We start from the raw sequence: 14,800 nt of genomic DNA, 5'->3' as shown, positions 1-14,800 counted from the left end.
AGACCGTTCGTTGCCACATTGTTAGCGCAAGAACGGGCGGCGGATCATGCCGGTGGCCAGTGCTTGCGTGCTCCCTTTGGCGGTGGAATGCGCGGTTGTTGGCGTCGCATTGTCGCGCGACGTTGGCCGCGATTTCTTAAACCACGGCAGCGGTTTCAATTCCGGCGGCGTTTCTTTCAGCAGCGCGGGACGGAACATGACGGCCAGCAGCAGCGGTAAATACCACAGCACATAAATGCCGCCTTCGTTGGGATACCAGAACTGAGTCCCCACAACGATGGCCGCTGAATAGGACATCAAGTGCGCTAAGGTTTTGGCCCGCGGCCAAATTGTCATTGAAGCGACCATCACACCGAAGGTGACCATCACCGGAATCCGATAGGCGGAAAGTCGTGCTTCCCAAAACCCGTCGGCGACGGGGTTGGTCAATAATCCTTGACTCACACCCAATTGTCCCCAGGCTTTTTCCATAAACGAATTCATGTCGACCGAAGTCACCGCCAGCGTACCGAGCAGTAACAGGGCAATCAGCCCCAGTGCGGCCATAAATCGCAACGCACCGCGACGTCCATAAAAGGCCAACCAGATCGGCAGTAAGAATATGGGAAAGATCAACGTTCCGCACGCCAACCCCATTAAAGCTCCTGAAATCAACGGCCGACGATAGGCGGTCAAGGCCCATATGATCAGCGCCGGTGGCAGGACATGCACCACATTGCCCACGTCATACGCGGTGCAGGGGAGCAGTAAATACAAACAGACCATCGCCAAGCCCGGTTCCAAGCTGCCAAAATGCAACCGCGCTAAGAACAGCAGTCCGAGCACGACCGCCAAGTGAGCGGCAATGGCCATGATCACGGCGGCGACACGTTCCCCGTCGCCGGTACCTTCATCGAGCACGTCCTTGGCGACAGCAGCACCGGTATTGAGTAGGTCGGCTGCCGGTCCGGCATCGCGCTCTTGATCATCGGCCAATGACGTATCTTGCCGTTCAAGGATTTTTTGAGCGCGGTGAATCGATTGAAGCGTCGAGGGGGCCGGCTCCTCAGTCATGGCTTTTGTCATCAAAAACAAAAACGTCGCCAGACACAAAAACGACATCCCCGCCGTATTCAGATTTTGCCCCAATTGCGGGCGGCGCGTCAGTGCGGTGTCGAAAAACATGCGCACGAGTAGCAAGCCCGTGATGGAGAACATCCACACGAACCCATAATCTTTCAACGCGCCATCGCCGATGTCATCACCGCGGTGCAGGATCAGTAGGCCGGGCGAAATCAGCAGCAGCAACACCAAGTCGATATTGCGCAGCGACCAAATCCGCCCGAACTTGAAGAATACGGCGGTGATCAGTAGAAACGACAGGTAGAACCACGTTGGTTCATTCACGTCGTAACCGGTGAGGATCTCGTCCATACCTCAGCCGCGCAGTGAGCCGACACTTGTCACGACAGGGGAACCCCTGCCGTAACGCATACGGTTCTGCGTCCTAACCCAGTAAGGGCGATGAGACACTCGTCCTGAGGTCGACCGCCGAAATAATGTAATTGACCCACAGTAGCCGGTACGCAGGAGTCCCAGTCCCGTTTCACAGCTACTGAACGTAAGGATACGGCAGTGAGTGGCATTTCGCCAAGGGGAACGAGGGATCGCTTCGACAAATTGTTGGGATTTCACTGGTTTTGGGTCGTAACGGATGTCACCGTCATAATTGCTTGATTTTCCCTACATTTTCACGAAAATCCGCATGGATTGATGGTTTTTGTAAACTCGTTGCGATTCCACCCCCAGCAGGCCCGGTGGCGTCCATTGTTTGATGCCATCGCCCCGGAATTTGCGTTTTTCGACATGAGTTAAGGGATTTTGCATGACAGCCCCGATCGATGTGTTTGTGTTTGGCGACCGAGAGAATGCGGCTTGGGATGCATTCGCGCCGCGATTTCAGATCGTAGATGCTGGAGCTGAGTTCACAGGTGGGCCACAGTTGAATGCCCTCGTCGAGGCATCGCAAAGCGAGTTCTTGGCTTTCGTGGCCGAGGCGGCGGAGGAGTTCCCGGCGGTTCTGGAGCAACTTGGTGAGCGGATGCAGGGATCTGCGGAACTGCAAGCCGTGCTGCCGGTTGGACGCGACGATGAGATTTCGAAGTGGATTTGGGAGGAGTTTCCCGCACAACTGGCAACATTGATTCAACCCGCAGCGACGCTCCATGCGGCATTAATTCGCAAGGACGCCCTGACGAAATTCGGTCCGTTCCGTGACGTCGACGAGCCGCTTTGGGATTGGTTCATGACTATTGCGCAGACGAATCCGGCTGCGATTGCCAGTTGTGAATGCGAAGCCACCATACCAGCAGGGCAACTGGAACTCCCAGCATTGGCCCCGGCTGAACCGTTACCGGATCGCGATTGGCTCCGCAAACGCCTTTACGAAGTTGCGCCGGCAGGATCGGCTTTGTTGGCGGGGTTGTTACAGGTGCACGATTACCTCGACGAAAGTCATTCGGTTTCACAGAACATGGAAGACACCGCGTTGGGGGATCATTGGCACGGTATTATGCATCGCCGCGAACCTGATTATTCAAATGCAAAGTATTGGTATCGCCGCATTGGCCAGTCGCCGCTGTTTCCCGAATTGGCTCAGCACGCGGACCGAATTTTGACCGCACAGAAATCCGCCGCTGCCGAACAGCAACGTCATAAGTTGCGAACTCCGCGCGATTGGGATGCATTCGCATTCATCGATTTTTGCGAGGTGCAGTCAGACGGCGCCGACGACAGTTTGTCAGAGGCTGCGCGACAGATTCAGTTATGGGAGATGCTCCTCTTATTACGAATGAGTTGCGAATGATGAGTTATGGCAACGCGAATGCTCGACGGCTGTGCAGGTGGGGAGTCGATAAAGGCGCGCGACTGGTCGCAATCGGAACAACGCGTAACATCTGTGTGCCTTCACCCCATTCCCCGGTTTTCCCGACCAACGTCTCGAAAGTGCCGCAGTCGCGTCTCAAAACGGGTCGATACATGTACTGTTCGCTAGTGGCACAACCACTTGAAATGATTGTGTTGCCGTTTGCGAGTTCGACGCGAAACCCTGTGGAATTCGCGCTCGCTGCGGATTGGTCAAAGCATCAATTTCGGCGAAATGGTGTACTAGCAACACCTTCCAAACCCGGCTGTGTTAAACATCTCTTCGGAATTCCGAGGAGCTATCAACTGCGGCAAAGGGTTTGGAGGTCAGCTTTAAGGTTTCTACTTCGGATATCGTGGATGACAGCCGGCAGCGTGTTGGCTGGCATCGACAATGAATAGGGAGAACCCGATGAAATCGTATCCAGCGACCGATCTAAGTATTTCGGTCCTCAGTTGGATTGGCGATGAGCTACGGGAACAAGTTGCCCAAGTCGAGCAAGAAGAACGTCGTGCTCGAATCACGTCGGGCGTTCGGTCCGTCATTGCTGCAGGATTGACCGGAGGAATGTCGCTGATGTTGCTCCAGCTTTTGCACTTTTAGGACCAGCTCATCACTCAATGCGAAAGATGCACACTGTCCGCGGACAGTGCGCCATGATAACCAACAAGGGGCCGCAATAGCGCGGCCCCTTGTCTGTTTCACAATAGAATTGACAACACGGTTTGAATCTAGTTCGCAGCTAAATATTGGAATACGTTACGTGAAGGGTAAGATATTCACGACCGGCAATGCGAGTCGGCTCTACGAAAAGAAAGAGGTATTGCAAAGAGATCGCAAACGGCTCAATGGGCATCTTGCAACCCGTTGAGCCGTTTGCCTAGTGGTTTGTCAGGGGCGCCCCAGATATCAGGTGCTGCATTTCACTAGGCGGTATTCGTTTTTTCGAAGAGGAAGAAGGGGGGAGTCAATTTGCCAGCGGCCAGGCGTCGCCGAGTGTCTCGCGTTGAATTGTAGTCAACTGCGCGATGCCGGCGGCGGCGACATCGAGTTGTTGGTCCAACAATTCGCGGCCGAACGTGCGGCCTTCGGCTGTCCCTTGGATTTCCACGAAGTCCCCATCGCCTGTCATGACCACATTCAAATCAACCTCCGCCGTGCTGTCTTCGGAATAATCAAGATCCAACAGCACCCGTTCCTCATGCACACCTACGCTTACGGCGGCAATGCTGGAACGGAAGACTTTCCCGGCATCGGGCAAATCGCCTGCGATGCTGGCAATTGCGTCGGCCAACGCCAACCAGCCGCCGGTAATTCCCAGCGTTCGCGTTCCGCCGTCTGCCTCAAGGACATCGCAATCGACGGTGATCGTCCGCGGTCCGAGGGCTTCCATATTGACGGCTGCACGGAGGCTACGTCCGATGAGCCGCTGGATTTCTGTGGAACGGCTGTCGGTTTTGCCGCGTTCGCGCCGTTTGCGGGGCGATGTGCTGCCGGGCAGCATATTGTATTCGGCTGTCACCCAGCCCGAGACTTCGTCCTTCATCCAAGGCGGCTGAGCATTATCAATGCTCGCGGTACACAGGATTGTGGTCCGTCCAGCTTGGATATAGATGCTGCCCGGTGCGGAGCCGGTGAAACCCCGTTTGATGGAGATGGGACGCAGCGCGTCAATCGTACGGCCGTCATTACGTGTCATCAGAGTCGTGATCCTGTCTTTCGGAGAGTTTGTCCTGTGGAGGTGCAAAATGCGGATTCCGCCCCGTTTTAGGGCGTTGGAGGGCAAGATTCAATCCTGTCAGCGGTCCACACCCATTCTGCGCGGGTTGTGCAAACTGAAAAATCTGTGCATCCTCGGTAGCAATCCACTTGCAATGCGTCCCACGACGTTTAGAATAAATATTGCTAGGCAATTGTCTCGACATAACAACCTGTCGGGCATCGGTTTGTGTATTCAAACCTGCGGGATGGATCGATTGGCGCGGGAATAACAATCGTATCGTTTTTCGTTGAAGTAAACAGGAACGGTTCGCTTGAATTCATTTCCTTGCGTGGTTGGCGGTACGGAATCGCAAAACCAATAACAACCTGATAACAACACCCTGCTCTCAACTCTCACAATCGCACGTGGCTGTTTCGTACGCACCTAACTGATTGCTTGTCCGGTTCCCCTACAGCTTCGTTGCGGATAGTGTGGGGAATTTTGCCGGAGCGAACACTCGGGCATTAGGCAACTTCCGGAGAAATCGACCTATGGCAAAGAAGTATTTGAGTCTTGAAGAAGCCGCTGAGGTTTTGGGAATTGAACCCGAGGCACTGAACCAAAAACGTGAAAAACGGGGGATTCGCGCGTTTTCGGATCGTGGGTCTTGGAAGTTTCGCCCAGAAGATGTGGAGAACCTCAAACGAAGCTTGGAGGTCGACTCGTCGAAAGAGGCTGATCTCTCCGATGTCTCGGATGATTCCGAAGACGACTTCGGCGCCACGTTTGCCGATGGCGACTCCGGCGCGGACATCGTGCTCGGCGATTCGGGAGCCGACATGGTGCTTGACGACGACGAAGACAGCCACAACGATGAACACAGTACCATTGTCCGCCGTCGTGAAGGGGACGCCTCGAGTTCTGACAGCGATGTCAAATTGGTGTTTGACGATGCCTTGATGTCCGATGGAGGCAGCAGCGAGGAAATCTCGCTTTCCCCCATCAACGAGTCCGACAGCGACGTCCGCCTCTCCGCCGATTCCTCCCTCGATGCGGGCAGCGACAGCGACGTCAAACTCGTCGGCGGTTCGAGTGTCGAGATCGAAAAGCTTGGTAGTGGCAGCGATAGTGATGTGAGTCTCGTCGGTTCCAGTTCCGACGAAGGCAGTGGCAGCGGCAGTGGTAGCGATAGCGACGTGCAATTGATTCAGACGTCGGAAAATCAAGCGGAGAATTTCATCGCCCCGCCCACGAATTTGGTTTCGGAATACGACGTCACCTTGGGCAGCGACGCGCCAGAGGACTCCGAAGGAAGTTCGGTGATGGCCCAGGACAGCGGGCTGTCCCTGGATGAAGACAGCGGGATCGCACTCGATTCCGACAGTGGCATCGCCCTGGAGTCTGATAGCGGATTGTCATTGGCCAGCGATAGCGGTATTTCTCTTGCCGACGATAGCGGATTGTCCTTAGCCGGCGATAGCGGCATTTCCCTGGCGGGGCCGGACGATAGCGGAATCTCCTTGGATGGTGGAACGGACAGAACCGAAGCGTTTTCCGTCATCGACGATGACAGCAGCGAAGGGCACGATACCCACTTGGACGTTCCGGCGATTGTCGATGAGGAGAGCGATTTCGAATTCTCCACCAATTTGCTCGACACCGACAGCGAAACCAGCGTGATCACGTTGGACGACGACGAAGAAAGTGTCGAATCGGCTGTTTTCGAAGATAGTGAAGAACTAGATTTCGGTGACGACGGGCTGGACGACGACGTGCTCGGATCCAGCGATGCCGTGGACCTCATCGGCGCTGACGAAGAGCATTTCGACGATGATATGCTGACTGGCGAAAGTGCTGCCGGTTTGGGTGTCCCCTCAGGTCGACTCTCCCGCCCCGTTGAGCAAGAATGGGGCATGGCCACACACATTGGACTGTGGATCGGCAGTTTGACGATGATTGCCGGACTGTTGATGATGTTCGATGTGGTCCGCACCATGTGGGGCAATTCCAACCCCGACTCTGTGGTACAATCGGGCGCCTTGATTGACTTCATCGCTGGGCTGTTCTAATAGCCAGCGCCGTGTGAAACCGGCCGTCCTTAGCATTTTGATCAGCCGCGCGACCTTCCAATGTTGCGCGGCTGTTTTTGCGCCGGGGTCGCTCGCAGTCGCTCGATTCCCATGCGGGCGTTCGTTTGGGATCGCTATGTATCCTCGCTGTGCCGCTGGCGCGCTTCCCCTAGTCGGGCGTTTGTTTTACCATACCAACGGCAGCACGCCACCATGGTGAAACCACTCCATAAGGAAGTTGAGCGAATGACCCAGGTTCAGAATATTTTGGTCGGTATTGATCTTTCCAAGGCGGACCGATTGGTCGCCGCAGATATTAGTACCTCCAACCGGCATGCGATCGATAAAGCCCTTTGGCTGGCCGAGCATACCGGAGCAAAATTGACATTTATATCCGCGCTGGAGTTATCGGCGCACACGCAACATCTCATTCAACAAGACCCTCGTAATTTTTCCGACGTCGACGATGCCGCCTTGGGCGTGCTCAAGGAATTTGTCGAGCAGGCGGAGCAACAGGGGATCAAAGCCGACTGCCGGTTGGCGTACGGTGCCGCTTGGCATGAGATCATCACCGAAGTGCTCGCCCGGCCCTATGACATTGTCATCGTCGGCACACGGAATCTGTCCAGCGTCAAACGGATGTTGATGGGCAGCACGGCTATGAAGCTACTCCGCTATTGCCCGTGCCCGGTTTGGGTGACGAAAGCAGAATCGGAAACGGATACGAAATCGATTCTGGTGGCCACCGATTTGACTCCCGTGGGAGATCGTGCGGTACAGATTGGTGCGCGGTTAGCCAAAGCCGAGGAGGCAGAATTGCATGTTTTGCATGCCGTGGAATATCCGTTGGAACGTCCACTACGTCTTTCGCAAACCCTGCCTGAAGAAATCCAGCAGTATCGGAAAGATGTCCGCACCAAGGCTGAGGAGACACTGAAACAGCAATTGGTAAACGACGACGTTGCGGGTCTTGTGAAACCACCACAGGTCCATTTGTCCGACGACGTTCCTGAATCCGCGATCATCGAATTGATCCAAACGCACAACATCGATCTGGTTGTCATGGGGACAGTCGCCCGCGCTGGTTTGACGCGATTTCTTGTTGGCAATACCGCGGAGCGGATTCTGCCCGAACTCCCTTGCTCAGTTCTCGCCGTGAAACCGGCTGATTTTGTCTGTCCCGTCGAAACCGAGTAACGCGTTTGCTCGGGATGGCCAAGACTCTTCTCAATAACAAAACACCTTCCAAGCTTCCTGATTATGACAAAGATCTTTATCGCAGCTGTTGGGTTTGTGGTCTTTCTCTCGACACTGTTCGCCGCCTCGGTTCGCGCAGCGGACGATCCCGCGGCGCTACGGATGACGATTGTCGTGAATCTGGGAGAGGACCTCGGCCAGAATTACGGGTCGCTGTTTGAGATCAAGAATCGCAACGGTAAGGTCGTTGGGGGAGCGGGGTTTGAGGGCGTGTATAACACGACCGGTCGCGGCAATCGTCGTCGGCTGCAGTTGTTTGTGAAAACGCCGGGCCAACCGCTTGAGTATGATGTCAAACCGCTGCCCCGTTCCACGACCGATGCGGGGGTCTATCTGGCGGATTTCAATGGAAGGTTGCAGGCACAAAGCGCCTCCGGAGGAAAAGATCGGCAGTTGATGGCCTGGGACGGTTCACGTTGGGTGCCCGACCAAAAACATGTCCCTTTTGCCACCTATGTCGCTGACAAGGTCCTGGAAGTTGTCTCGCCCCGCGTGTTGTATGGCGGCAAGCCGATACTCGATTTGACCAGCAAAGAGGTGGGAATCGCGCGGTATTATTATGCTGGCGGCCATTTGTTCGTCCGTGTCTACGGTGAAGGAGTGAATGAAATCGCCGCCTGCCCTTGGCGTCCGTCGCAGTCGGCAGAGATCGACTACGCATCCGCTCCCAAAATTCCAATGCGGATGCCCCGCGAATTTATTTATTCCTACGGTCAGTTGGGCGACGATGTGCTGGCAGCCACAAATACCGGCGGCGTCTACCGCTTCAATGGGCAAGAGTGGAGATGTCTCGTTGAGCCGATTGCTGACGTTAGTTATCAAGTATATACGATGATCAACTATTACGATCGCTTGTTGCTGGGGCAGTACCCAACCGGGAACCTGTTTGAATACGATGGCCAAGAAGTGCGGCATTTGCAGGACCAACCCCCGGTCATGCCCGGGGTTTCCAGTTCGGCACGCGAAGCGCAAACGACCGCGATCTATGGTGGCGACCTGTATGTCGGCGTCTGGCCCTGGGCGGAGTTGTGGCGTTTGGACAGCAACTCGCACCAATGGAAATTCAGCCGCCGCATGTTCACGCATCCGCCGCTGACCGATTCACAAGTCCATCCTTACGAGCAGGAAGCGACGCGATTGGGGCACGTACTCAATCGCTGGGGCCACCGCATCACGGGTTTAATCCCACTGGGAGATTCGCTATTCGTCTCCACCTCCTCCAAAGGATCGACTCCTTACGATCCGAGCTTTGGTTTTCTGAACGAAGACGACAAATGGAAGGAGTACGGCCGCGTGTATCAATTGACGTTGCCGGGACAAGTTTCCATTGATACCGAGTGGAAAGCCGGCCCGATCACTTTTGAAATCACCGCCACGTCCGACCAATTAACCTTGCGCCAAGCGGGCGGGAAATCCCACAGCGCCCGCATCACCCGCGAAATGTTTGATGCTCTCCGCAGCGGAAAAATGACCCAACGTAGCGGCGTGTATGGAAAATTTGGCGGTAAGGAATTAACGGTCACCACGAAAACGCCTTGACAGTCGGTTAAGAAAATATTCTCGGGGTCGGGTGCCTCTGCAGGCTCGTCCAGCAGTGCGTTAGTTGACCGTCGAGAGTGCTACCGGTTCCCTTTGTCGCGAGTTAAGTCGTGATTCAAAGCGGAAACATCAACGCGCTCTTAAAACCGCCGGCGGCCGCAGCGACCACAGTCGCACCTCTGTGCCATCGCTGGTTGCTAACAGCGAATCGGTTGGAGAAAAGGCCACGGCACGTACCGATCCGGCGTCGAGCTCTCCCGCGAGCCGTCCAGCGGCAACGTCCCAGATTTTTAGTGGAGCATCCGTTGGCCGATTTGCCGTCGCCAACCATTTGCCGTCATACGAAAGTCCAACCGCGGTGATCGGTCCGTTTTGCGTATCGAAGTTTCGCACGGGTTCACCGGTTTTGGGATCCCAGACAATGGCAAATTGGCCTTCGCTACCCGTAGCCAATAAACGTCCGTCGCCTGAAAAGCAGAGGGAGGAGATGTTTTTCTTGTGGTCCGACAAGACGTGCTGCGTGGCTGTTGTCGGACGTTCGGTTTCCAGTAGGCTCTCCGAGTTTTGGAGATACACCAGCCCCTGTTTTCCGTCGACGGCTATCATCTCCTCAAGTGGAGAAACCGCAAGGTAGGTCACGATTTCGCCAAAGGAGGTCCGCGCCGATCCGCGGCGGCGCGTGGTGATGACGTCCCATACCGAAACCGATTGACTCCATCCAGCGGTGAACAACCGTGTCCCGTCCGGCGAAAATCCGAGCGATGTAACTTCTGTATCACCTACAGGCAAGTCAGTGATCAGCTTTTGCTCCTTGAGGTTCCACAATTTCAACTCGCCATGAGAGATTTCGCCCCCGCCGCTGGCAAGAATCACATCCATCACCGGAGAAAATTGCAGGCAGCGGATGCGGCGTTTGTGCCCGGTCAAAATGGACAGTGGTTTGTGGTCGCCAACATCCCACACGATAATATTACGGTCTCTGCCGCCGGTGACGATCGATTGACCATCAGCCGAGAACGTGAGGCAATTGACATCTTCGGTATGCCCGCGGAGCGTCCCGACTTGTTTAAACAGCGGCGTTGACGAGTTTCTCGGCGGAATAGTTTTCTTAAGCTTTGGGGTACGGGCGCGCATTGTCGGCGGCTGTTTTGCAGGAGGCTTTGTCGTATTTGGCTTGGTTGGAGTCGGCTTGAAGGGCGCCACGTCTTTGGCATTGATCCAACCCTGTTGGGCCTTTCCGTCGATCGTTACCGTAGTCAATAGCCACTTGCCATTCACTTGTTCGACGGTTTGCTTTTGTCCCCGCCGAACGACAGCGACGACCCGTTTGCCCGCCTTCAATTCGGCAGTCTTGGCGGTCACGGTGACTTGATCGCCCTTTTGAAAATCTTGAGCGACCGCGATCGACGATCCAGGCCCCGCCCACAAAACGCAGCAGATTATCAAAAGGAAAATGCGAATTGGTGTCAGTTTGAACATGACGTAATGGCAACACGAACAGGGAAAGGAATAGAGTGTGACGTCCTTTGTATTGTAGTTGCCTGCTGAGTGAATTGCATCGTTGGTTCAACTGTCGAGGCTTTCCCGATACGTAATCGCATCGCGCACAAAAAAAGCCGCAGGGACCATCCCGGCGGCTTTCTTCAGGGGAAAATAATGCTACACACCATTCTGACACATAGACGCCTAACAGGCGGCTGATTGGTTTTTGATTTGCTGTTTTACCGAATTCGACATGCCGTTTGTCGTTGTTGGGCAATTCAGGCAGACCTTGCGGTCGATCAACGCGCCGGGGCAGGGGAGTGCGCAGTCTGTTTTCGGCAGTGGTGATTAATGCTGCAAAATCGGTAGACTTTTACCAACCGAATTCAATTTTCCGTGTGGCAGCAATCGCCGTGCGCCATCTCGCTGGCGAACATCAGCTGGGTTCTGTATTGCCGACGGGGTCTGTTTCGTGCGATTTCACATGGATTTGAATCTGGTGAACCTTTTCGGCCTCTGGTTTATTGAGGGTGATCTCTAGGACTCCGTTCTTGGCCGTGGCGCTGACATCGTCGGCATTGACAGGGCAAGGGAGCGGGACGGAACGCGAAAACTCGCCGGCCGGCCGTTCTTGACGGTGCACGACATTATGATCTGAAGGGGCTCGCAGCGGATGGGTTCCGGAAAGTGTCAACATGTTGCCGGCGAGAGAAATATTGACGTTCTCTGGATCGATGCCGGGGATGTCGGCGACAATCTCTATCGAGGTTTCGGTTTCGGTAATGTCCAATCGCGGATGTATTTCATGTCCGGTCAATCCGCTCAAGCCCAGTGCGCCCAATGCGCGCTCGCTGCCGGACCAGACCGTTTCGACCAACTTTTCCAATTCTTGACGGACTTTATCACCGGTTTGTCGCGGCTCGAAGGGATCCGTGGATGTGCTCGACATGTTCGTCTCCTGCTTGTGAAATGATCGTCACGGACCGTAGTCCGCAGTGTTCGTCAGTCGCCGTCCACCTGTATTCGTCGCGGTTCAGCGCGGGGCATGCGAGGCAAATTGACTTCCAATACGCCGTTGTTCAACTTGGCAGTAATGCCATCGTAATCGACTTCGTCGCTCAGAATAAATGAGCGCAAAAAGTCGCCTTGTTCATATTCGCGATGCAGTAACCGCGCCCCTGCAGGGGCAACCGGACTAACGCGGCCAAAGATGGTCAGCTTATTGTCCTGGACCTGCAGTTCCAAAGTGTCGGTCGTGACGCCGGGTAAGTCCGCCATCAAAACCAATCCCTCGTCGGTTTCGTAGATATCAATCGGAGCCGTGATCACAGCGCGTGATGGGGGCGCCGTATCGCCCGTGGACGGCTGCTGTTCATTTTGTTCTTCGCTAGTTTTGCGAATTTCTTGAGACATGGTATCGCGCCTCTATTCATTATCCGTCCGGGATCAAATTCGTATTGCCAAATCTGACCGTCGGCGTTGCATGTTTTAACTGGTTGCTACGGGAATCTGCCGGGGTTTGACGTCGTCCGCCTTGGGCAAATGCACCGAGAGCACACCTTCGCTAAATTCGGCCGTCACTTTATCTTCGTGAACCCGCTCCGGAATCGACAACGAACGTTGCCACGCTCCATGCGGACGTTCGCGACGGCGAAACGCATCGTCGGACACGTCCGGCGGCGCGGTCCGATTTCCTGCCAGCGTTAACATCCCTCCGGCGACCGTCAGTTCCACATCCTGCGCAACGATCCCTGGCATTTCGGCAACCAACAGGTATTTATCATCCAACTCGTAAAAGTTCACCGCTGGGAATTGGTGTTGCTGCCGCAGATTGTGGAACGGTAGTTTGATGCTTTCCAATAGCCGGTCCATTTCGCGCTCTAAGTCGCGAAATTGATCCCAACTCTGACGCCACTGAAAAACAGGCATGATTCAACACTCCTCGTGCATACAAACAATTCCGCCGCACTGGCTTTGATCATTCGCCTCGGCAAAACCAGCGGCTTAGGTCCTGGTTCATAATGCAAACCTCGTACCGGAAGCCCGTGCCGTGGGTGATCTATAGGGCCAAGATTAGCTGGGCATGTTTAATCTCTATTTATAAAAGGACTTAAGTCGATGTTGTCAGGAAGACTCGCCCCTGTCAATATGGCAGTAAGTCGCGCGGAGAGAATCTACTGTCAAATTGGCCGTCAAATTGGCAGACCACTGTTTCAAACGCATCGCGACGTTGGCAGGCATTGCCCTCTCTACGGTCAGCGATATGATGCCTGGGGAACGTGGAATGGAGAATCTTGTTGCAGTCTGTCTGTGTAAAACACGTTCACAGAAATTGGGCATATCTCAACAACCGTGATGCCGGTCTGCGGTTTTTTTAAAAAATCACCAATGGGGTCAAGTGCTGTTATGAATTCGTCGCCACAACCGCGCTATGCCGTCTATGCAGGCAGTTTTGATCCGGTGACATTGGGGCATGTCGACATCATCCAACGCGGGGCGCGGATCTTTCATCATGTGTATGTCGGGATCGGCATCAATCCCGAGAAACAGACCCTCTTTTCTGTCGAAGAGCGGTTGGAACTGATCAAGCAGTCAGTCTCCGATCACGAGAATATCACCGTCAAAGCTTTCGAGGGATTAACCGTGAACTTCGCCGCGCAGCACGAGGCCGTGGTTATGCTTCGCGGCGTGCGGACGCTTTCTGATATGGAAGCGGAGTTCACTATGTCATTGGCCAATCGCGCGTTGGCACCGGAAATTGAGACGATGTTTTTAATGGCGAGCGAAAATTACTCGCATGTCTCCAGTTCCCTGATCAAACAAATCGCCAAAATGGGAGCCGAACCGAATATGGAAAACTTGCGCAAATTCGTACCCGAACCGGTCATCGCCCCGTTATTGGAGAAATTTGGACAATCGGTCCCGAAGAGTTGACCGTTCCCTGTTGATGAGTTGTACTACAACTGGTTCACTGTAGAACTGGTTCACTGTCGGGCGAGAGAAACTTCGCTCCCAGTTTTGGGTGAGGCTGCCTGCCCATGTTCGTTGTGCAGTCGGCTGTTCAGCCCCAACGATTTCAAACAAACATTGCTCGCGCTGGCGAAACAAGATTACTTATTGAGGAGAATTCAATCATGGTTATGACCCCGTCACAGATGATGCCGTTAGAGACTGCTGCTCCTGAATTTTCGCTTCCCGACACGGATGGAAATACTGTTTCGTTATCAGACTTCTCCGGCAAGCCGTTGTTGGTTGCGTTCATCTGCAACCATTGTCCGTTTGTGATTCACGTGCGGGAGTGTTTGGCGATGTTGGGTAGCGAATATCAAGGCAAAGGTGTCGCTATGGTGGGGATCAGTTCCAATGATGTCTCAACGCATCCCGGGGACAGTCCTGAGAAAATGCGTGACGAAAAAGCCAGTGCGGGGTATACGTTCCCCTATCTTTACGACGAATCCCAAGAGGTCGCCAAGGCCTACAGTGCCGCTTGCACGCCCGATTTCTTCTTGTTCGATGCCGATCACAAACTGGTCTATCGGGGACAATTGGACGCTAGCCGGCCCGATAGCGGGATCCCTGTGACCGGCGAAGACTTGCGCGGAGCGCTCGATGCCCTGCTGGCCGACTCAGCGATTCCAAGCGAGCAAAAACCGAGCATTGGCTGCAATATTAAGTGGAAAGCGGGCAACGAACCATCGTACTTTCCTGCCTAAAACCAAGCAGTCGAGCTGGATTGGTTTTTTCGGGTTTCACTGCCGGATGCGGGTTAGGCGATTGAATGCGCGGCGCGGGAGGCTTAGAATTGAGGTACGGGCCAAGGGTTTTTCCCCATGCGTCCACAAATCT

The 14,800-nt window shown here is 54.5% G+C and carries 14 protein-coding genes; 7 read left to right on the top strand and 7 right to left on the bottom strand.

Going from position 1 to position 14,800, the window contains the following annotated elements; genetic code table 11:
* Positions 1 to 21 precede the first annotated feature (21 nt).
* Both CA54_RS26285 and CA54_RS29630 read right to left on the bottom strand, forming a co-directional pair.
* On the bottom strand, positions 22 to 1,413 hold the full coding sequence (locus tag CA54_RS26285; RefSeq protein WP_146373960.1) for a hypothetical protein: 1,392 nt from the start codon (positions 1,411 to 1,413) through the stop codon (positions 22 to 24).
* Positions 1,414 to 1,722: 309 nt separating this feature from the next.
* A complete protein-coding gene (locus tag CA54_RS29630; protein WP_197532851.1) occupies positions 1,723 to 1,866 on the bottom strand; it encodes a hypothetical protein in 144 nt (47 codons plus the stop codon).
* On the opposite strand from CA54_RS29630, the gene CA54_RS26280 reads away from it, so the two are divergent.
* Together CA54_RS26280 and CA54_RS26275 are read left to right on the top strand one after the other, a co-directional pair.
* The gene (locus tag CA54_RS26280; RefSeq protein ID WP_146373959.1) at positions 1,865 to 2,845 is read left to right on the top strand and encodes a hypothetical protein; all 981 of its coding nucleotides are present in this window, start codon (positions 1,865 to 1,867) and stop codon (positions 2,843 to 2,845) included. The genes CA54_RS29630 and CA54_RS26280 overlap by 2 nt on opposite strands.
* A 471-nt stretch (positions 2,846 to 3,316) precedes the next feature.
* Positions 3,317 to 3,508: a hypothetical protein gene (locus CA54_RS26275; protein WP_146373958.1), complete on the top strand. Its 192-nt coding sequence runs from the start codon at positions 3,317 to 3,319 to the stop codon at positions 3,506 to 3,508.
* Between the two features lie 364 nt (positions 3,509 to 3,872).
* Here the strand turns inward: CA54_RS26275 and rph are convergent, their stop codons facing one another.
* Entirely contained in the window at positions 3,873 to 4,604 is a 732-nt protein-coding gene (rph, locus tag CA54_RS26270) for a ribonuclease PH (RefSeq protein ID WP_146373957.1), read from the bottom strand.
* Between the two features lie 554 nt (positions 4,605 to 5,158).
* Between rph and CA54_RS26265 the strand changes: the two genes are divergently transcribed.
* From CA54_RS26265 to CA54_RS26255, 3 genes are all read left to right on the top strand, one after another.
* A complete protein-coding gene (locus CA54_RS26265) occupies positions 5,159 to 6,676 on the top strand; it encodes a hypothetical protein (RefSeq protein ID WP_146373956.1) in 1,518 nt (505 codons plus the stop codon).
* A gap of 246 nt (positions 6,677 to 6,922) precedes the next feature.
* Entirely contained in the window at positions 6,923 to 7,873 is a 951-nt protein-coding gene (locus CA54_RS26260; RefSeq protein ID WP_197532850.1) for a universal stress protein, read from the top strand.
* Positions 7,874 to 7,936: 63 nt separating this feature from the next.
* Positions 7,937 to 9,472, top strand: a complete 1,536-nt coding sequence (locus tag CA54_RS26255; RefSeq protein WP_146373954.1) for a hypothetical protein — start codon at positions 7,937 to 7,939, stop codon at positions 9,470 to 9,472.
* 129 nt (positions 9,473 to 9,601) lie between these two features.
* Here CA54_RS26255 and CA54_RS26250 read toward each other — a convergent pair whose 3' ends face one another.
* The 4 genes from CA54_RS26250 to CA54_RS26235 form a co-directional block, all read right to left on the bottom strand.
* Positions 9,602 to 10,834, bottom strand: a complete 1,233-nt coding sequence (locus CA54_RS26250; RefSeq protein ID WP_197532849.1) for a WD40 repeat domain-containing protein — start codon at positions 10,832 to 10,834, stop codon at positions 9,602 to 9,604.
* A gap of 556 nt (positions 10,835 to 11,390) precedes the next feature.
* Positions 11,391 to 11,903 carry an Hsp20/alpha crystallin family protein gene (locus CA54_RS26245; protein WP_146373952.1) on the bottom strand — a complete coding sequence of 171 codons (513 nt, stop codon included), beginning with the start codon at positions 11,901 to 11,903 and terminating at the stop codon, positions 11,391 to 11,393.
* A gap of 53 nt (positions 11,904 to 11,956) precedes the next feature.
* Positions 11,957 to 12,367, bottom strand: coding sequence for an Hsp20/alpha crystallin family protein (locus CA54_RS26240; protein ID WP_146373951.1), 411 nt, complete (start codon positions 12,365 to 12,367; stop codon positions 11,957 to 11,959).
* Between the two features lie 75 nt (positions 12,368 to 12,442).
* Positions 12,443 to 12,883 carry an Hsp20/alpha crystallin family protein gene (locus CA54_RS26235; RefSeq protein WP_146373950.1) on the bottom strand — a complete coding sequence of 147 codons (441 nt, stop codon included), beginning with the start codon at positions 12,881 to 12,883 and terminating at the stop codon, positions 12,443 to 12,445.
* 477 nt (positions 12,884 to 13,360) lie between these two features.
* On the opposite strand from CA54_RS26235, the gene coaD reads away from it, so the two are divergent.
* Both coaD and CA54_RS26225 read left to right on the top strand, forming a co-directional pair.
* A complete protein-coding gene (gene coaD, locus CA54_RS26230) occupies positions 13,361 to 13,888 on the top strand; it encodes a pantetheine-phosphate adenylyltransferase (RefSeq protein WP_146373949.1) in 528 nt (175 codons plus the stop codon).
* A gap of 200 nt (positions 13,889 to 14,088) precedes the next feature.
* Positions 14,089 to 14,667, top strand: a complete 579-nt coding sequence (locus CA54_RS26225) for a thioredoxin family protein (protein WP_146373948.1) — start codon at positions 14,089 to 14,091, stop codon at positions 14,665 to 14,667.
* The last annotated feature ends 133 nt before the right edge of the window (positions 14,668 to 14,800 follow it).

The sequence above is a fragment of the Symmachiella macrocystis genome (genome assembly GCF_007860075.1).
GTDB lineage: Bacteria > Planctomycetota > Planctomycetia > Planctomycetales > Planctomycetaceae > Symmachiella > Symmachiella macrocystis.
The sequence above is the reverse complement of the archived record's forward strand: the minus strand, read 5'-3'. Positions and strand labels throughout refer to the sequence as shown.

What these genes read in the sequence shown, in the direction of transcription:
- CA54_RS26285 (WP_146373960.1), bottom strand. Translation starts at nt 1,413, where the DNA reads ATGGACGAGATCCTCACCGGTTACGACGTGAATGAACCAACGTGGTTC.
- CA54_RS26280 (WP_146373959.1), top strand. Translation starts at nt 1,865, where the DNA reads ATGACAGCCCCGATCGATGTGTTTGTGTTTGGCGACCGAGAGAATGCG.
- CA54_RS29630 (WP_197532851.1), bottom strand. Translation starts at nt 1,866, where the DNA reads ATGCAAAATCCCTTAACTCATGTCGAAAAACGCAAATTCCGGGGCGAT.
- CA54_RS26275 (WP_146373958.1), top strand. Translation starts at nt 3,317, where the DNA reads ATGAAATCGTATCCAGCGACCGATCTAAGTATTTCGGTCCTCAGTTGG.
- rph (WP_146373957.1), bottom strand. Translation starts at nt 4,604, where the DNA reads ATGACACGTAATGACGGCCGTACGATTGACGCGCTGCGTCCCATCTCC.
- CA54_RS26265 (WP_146373956.1), top strand. Translation starts at nt 5,159, where the DNA reads ATGGCAAAGAAGTATTTGAGTCTTGAAGAAGCCGCTGAGGTTTTGGGA.
- CA54_RS26260 (WP_197532850.1), top strand. Translation starts at nt 6,923, where the DNA reads ATGACCCAGGTTCAGAATATTTTGGTCGGTATTGATCTTTCCAAGGCG.
- CA54_RS26255 (WP_146373954.1), top strand. Translation starts at nt 7,937, where the DNA reads ATGACAAAGATCTTTATCGCAGCTGTTGGGTTTGTGGTCTTTCTCTCG.
- CA54_RS26245 (WP_146373952.1), bottom strand. Translation starts at nt 11,903, where the DNA reads ATGTCGAGCACATCCACGGATCCCTTCGAGCCGCGACAAACCGGTGAT.
- CA54_RS26240 (WP_146373951.1), bottom strand. Translation starts at nt 12,367, where the DNA reads ATGTCTCAAGAAATTCGCAAAACTAGCGAAGAACAAAATGAACAGCAG.
- CA54_RS26235 (WP_146373950.1), bottom strand. Translation starts at nt 12,883, where the DNA reads ATGCCTGTTTTTCAGTGGCGTCAGAGTTGGGATCAATTTCGCGACTTA.
- coaD (WP_146373949.1), top strand. Translation starts at nt 13,361, where the DNA reads ATGAATTCGTCGCCACAACCGCGCTATGCCGTCTATGCAGGCAGTTTT.
- CA54_RS26225 (WP_146373948.1), top strand. Translation starts at nt 14,089, where the DNA reads ATGGTTATGACCCCGTCACAGATGATGCCGTTAGAGACTGCTGCTCCT.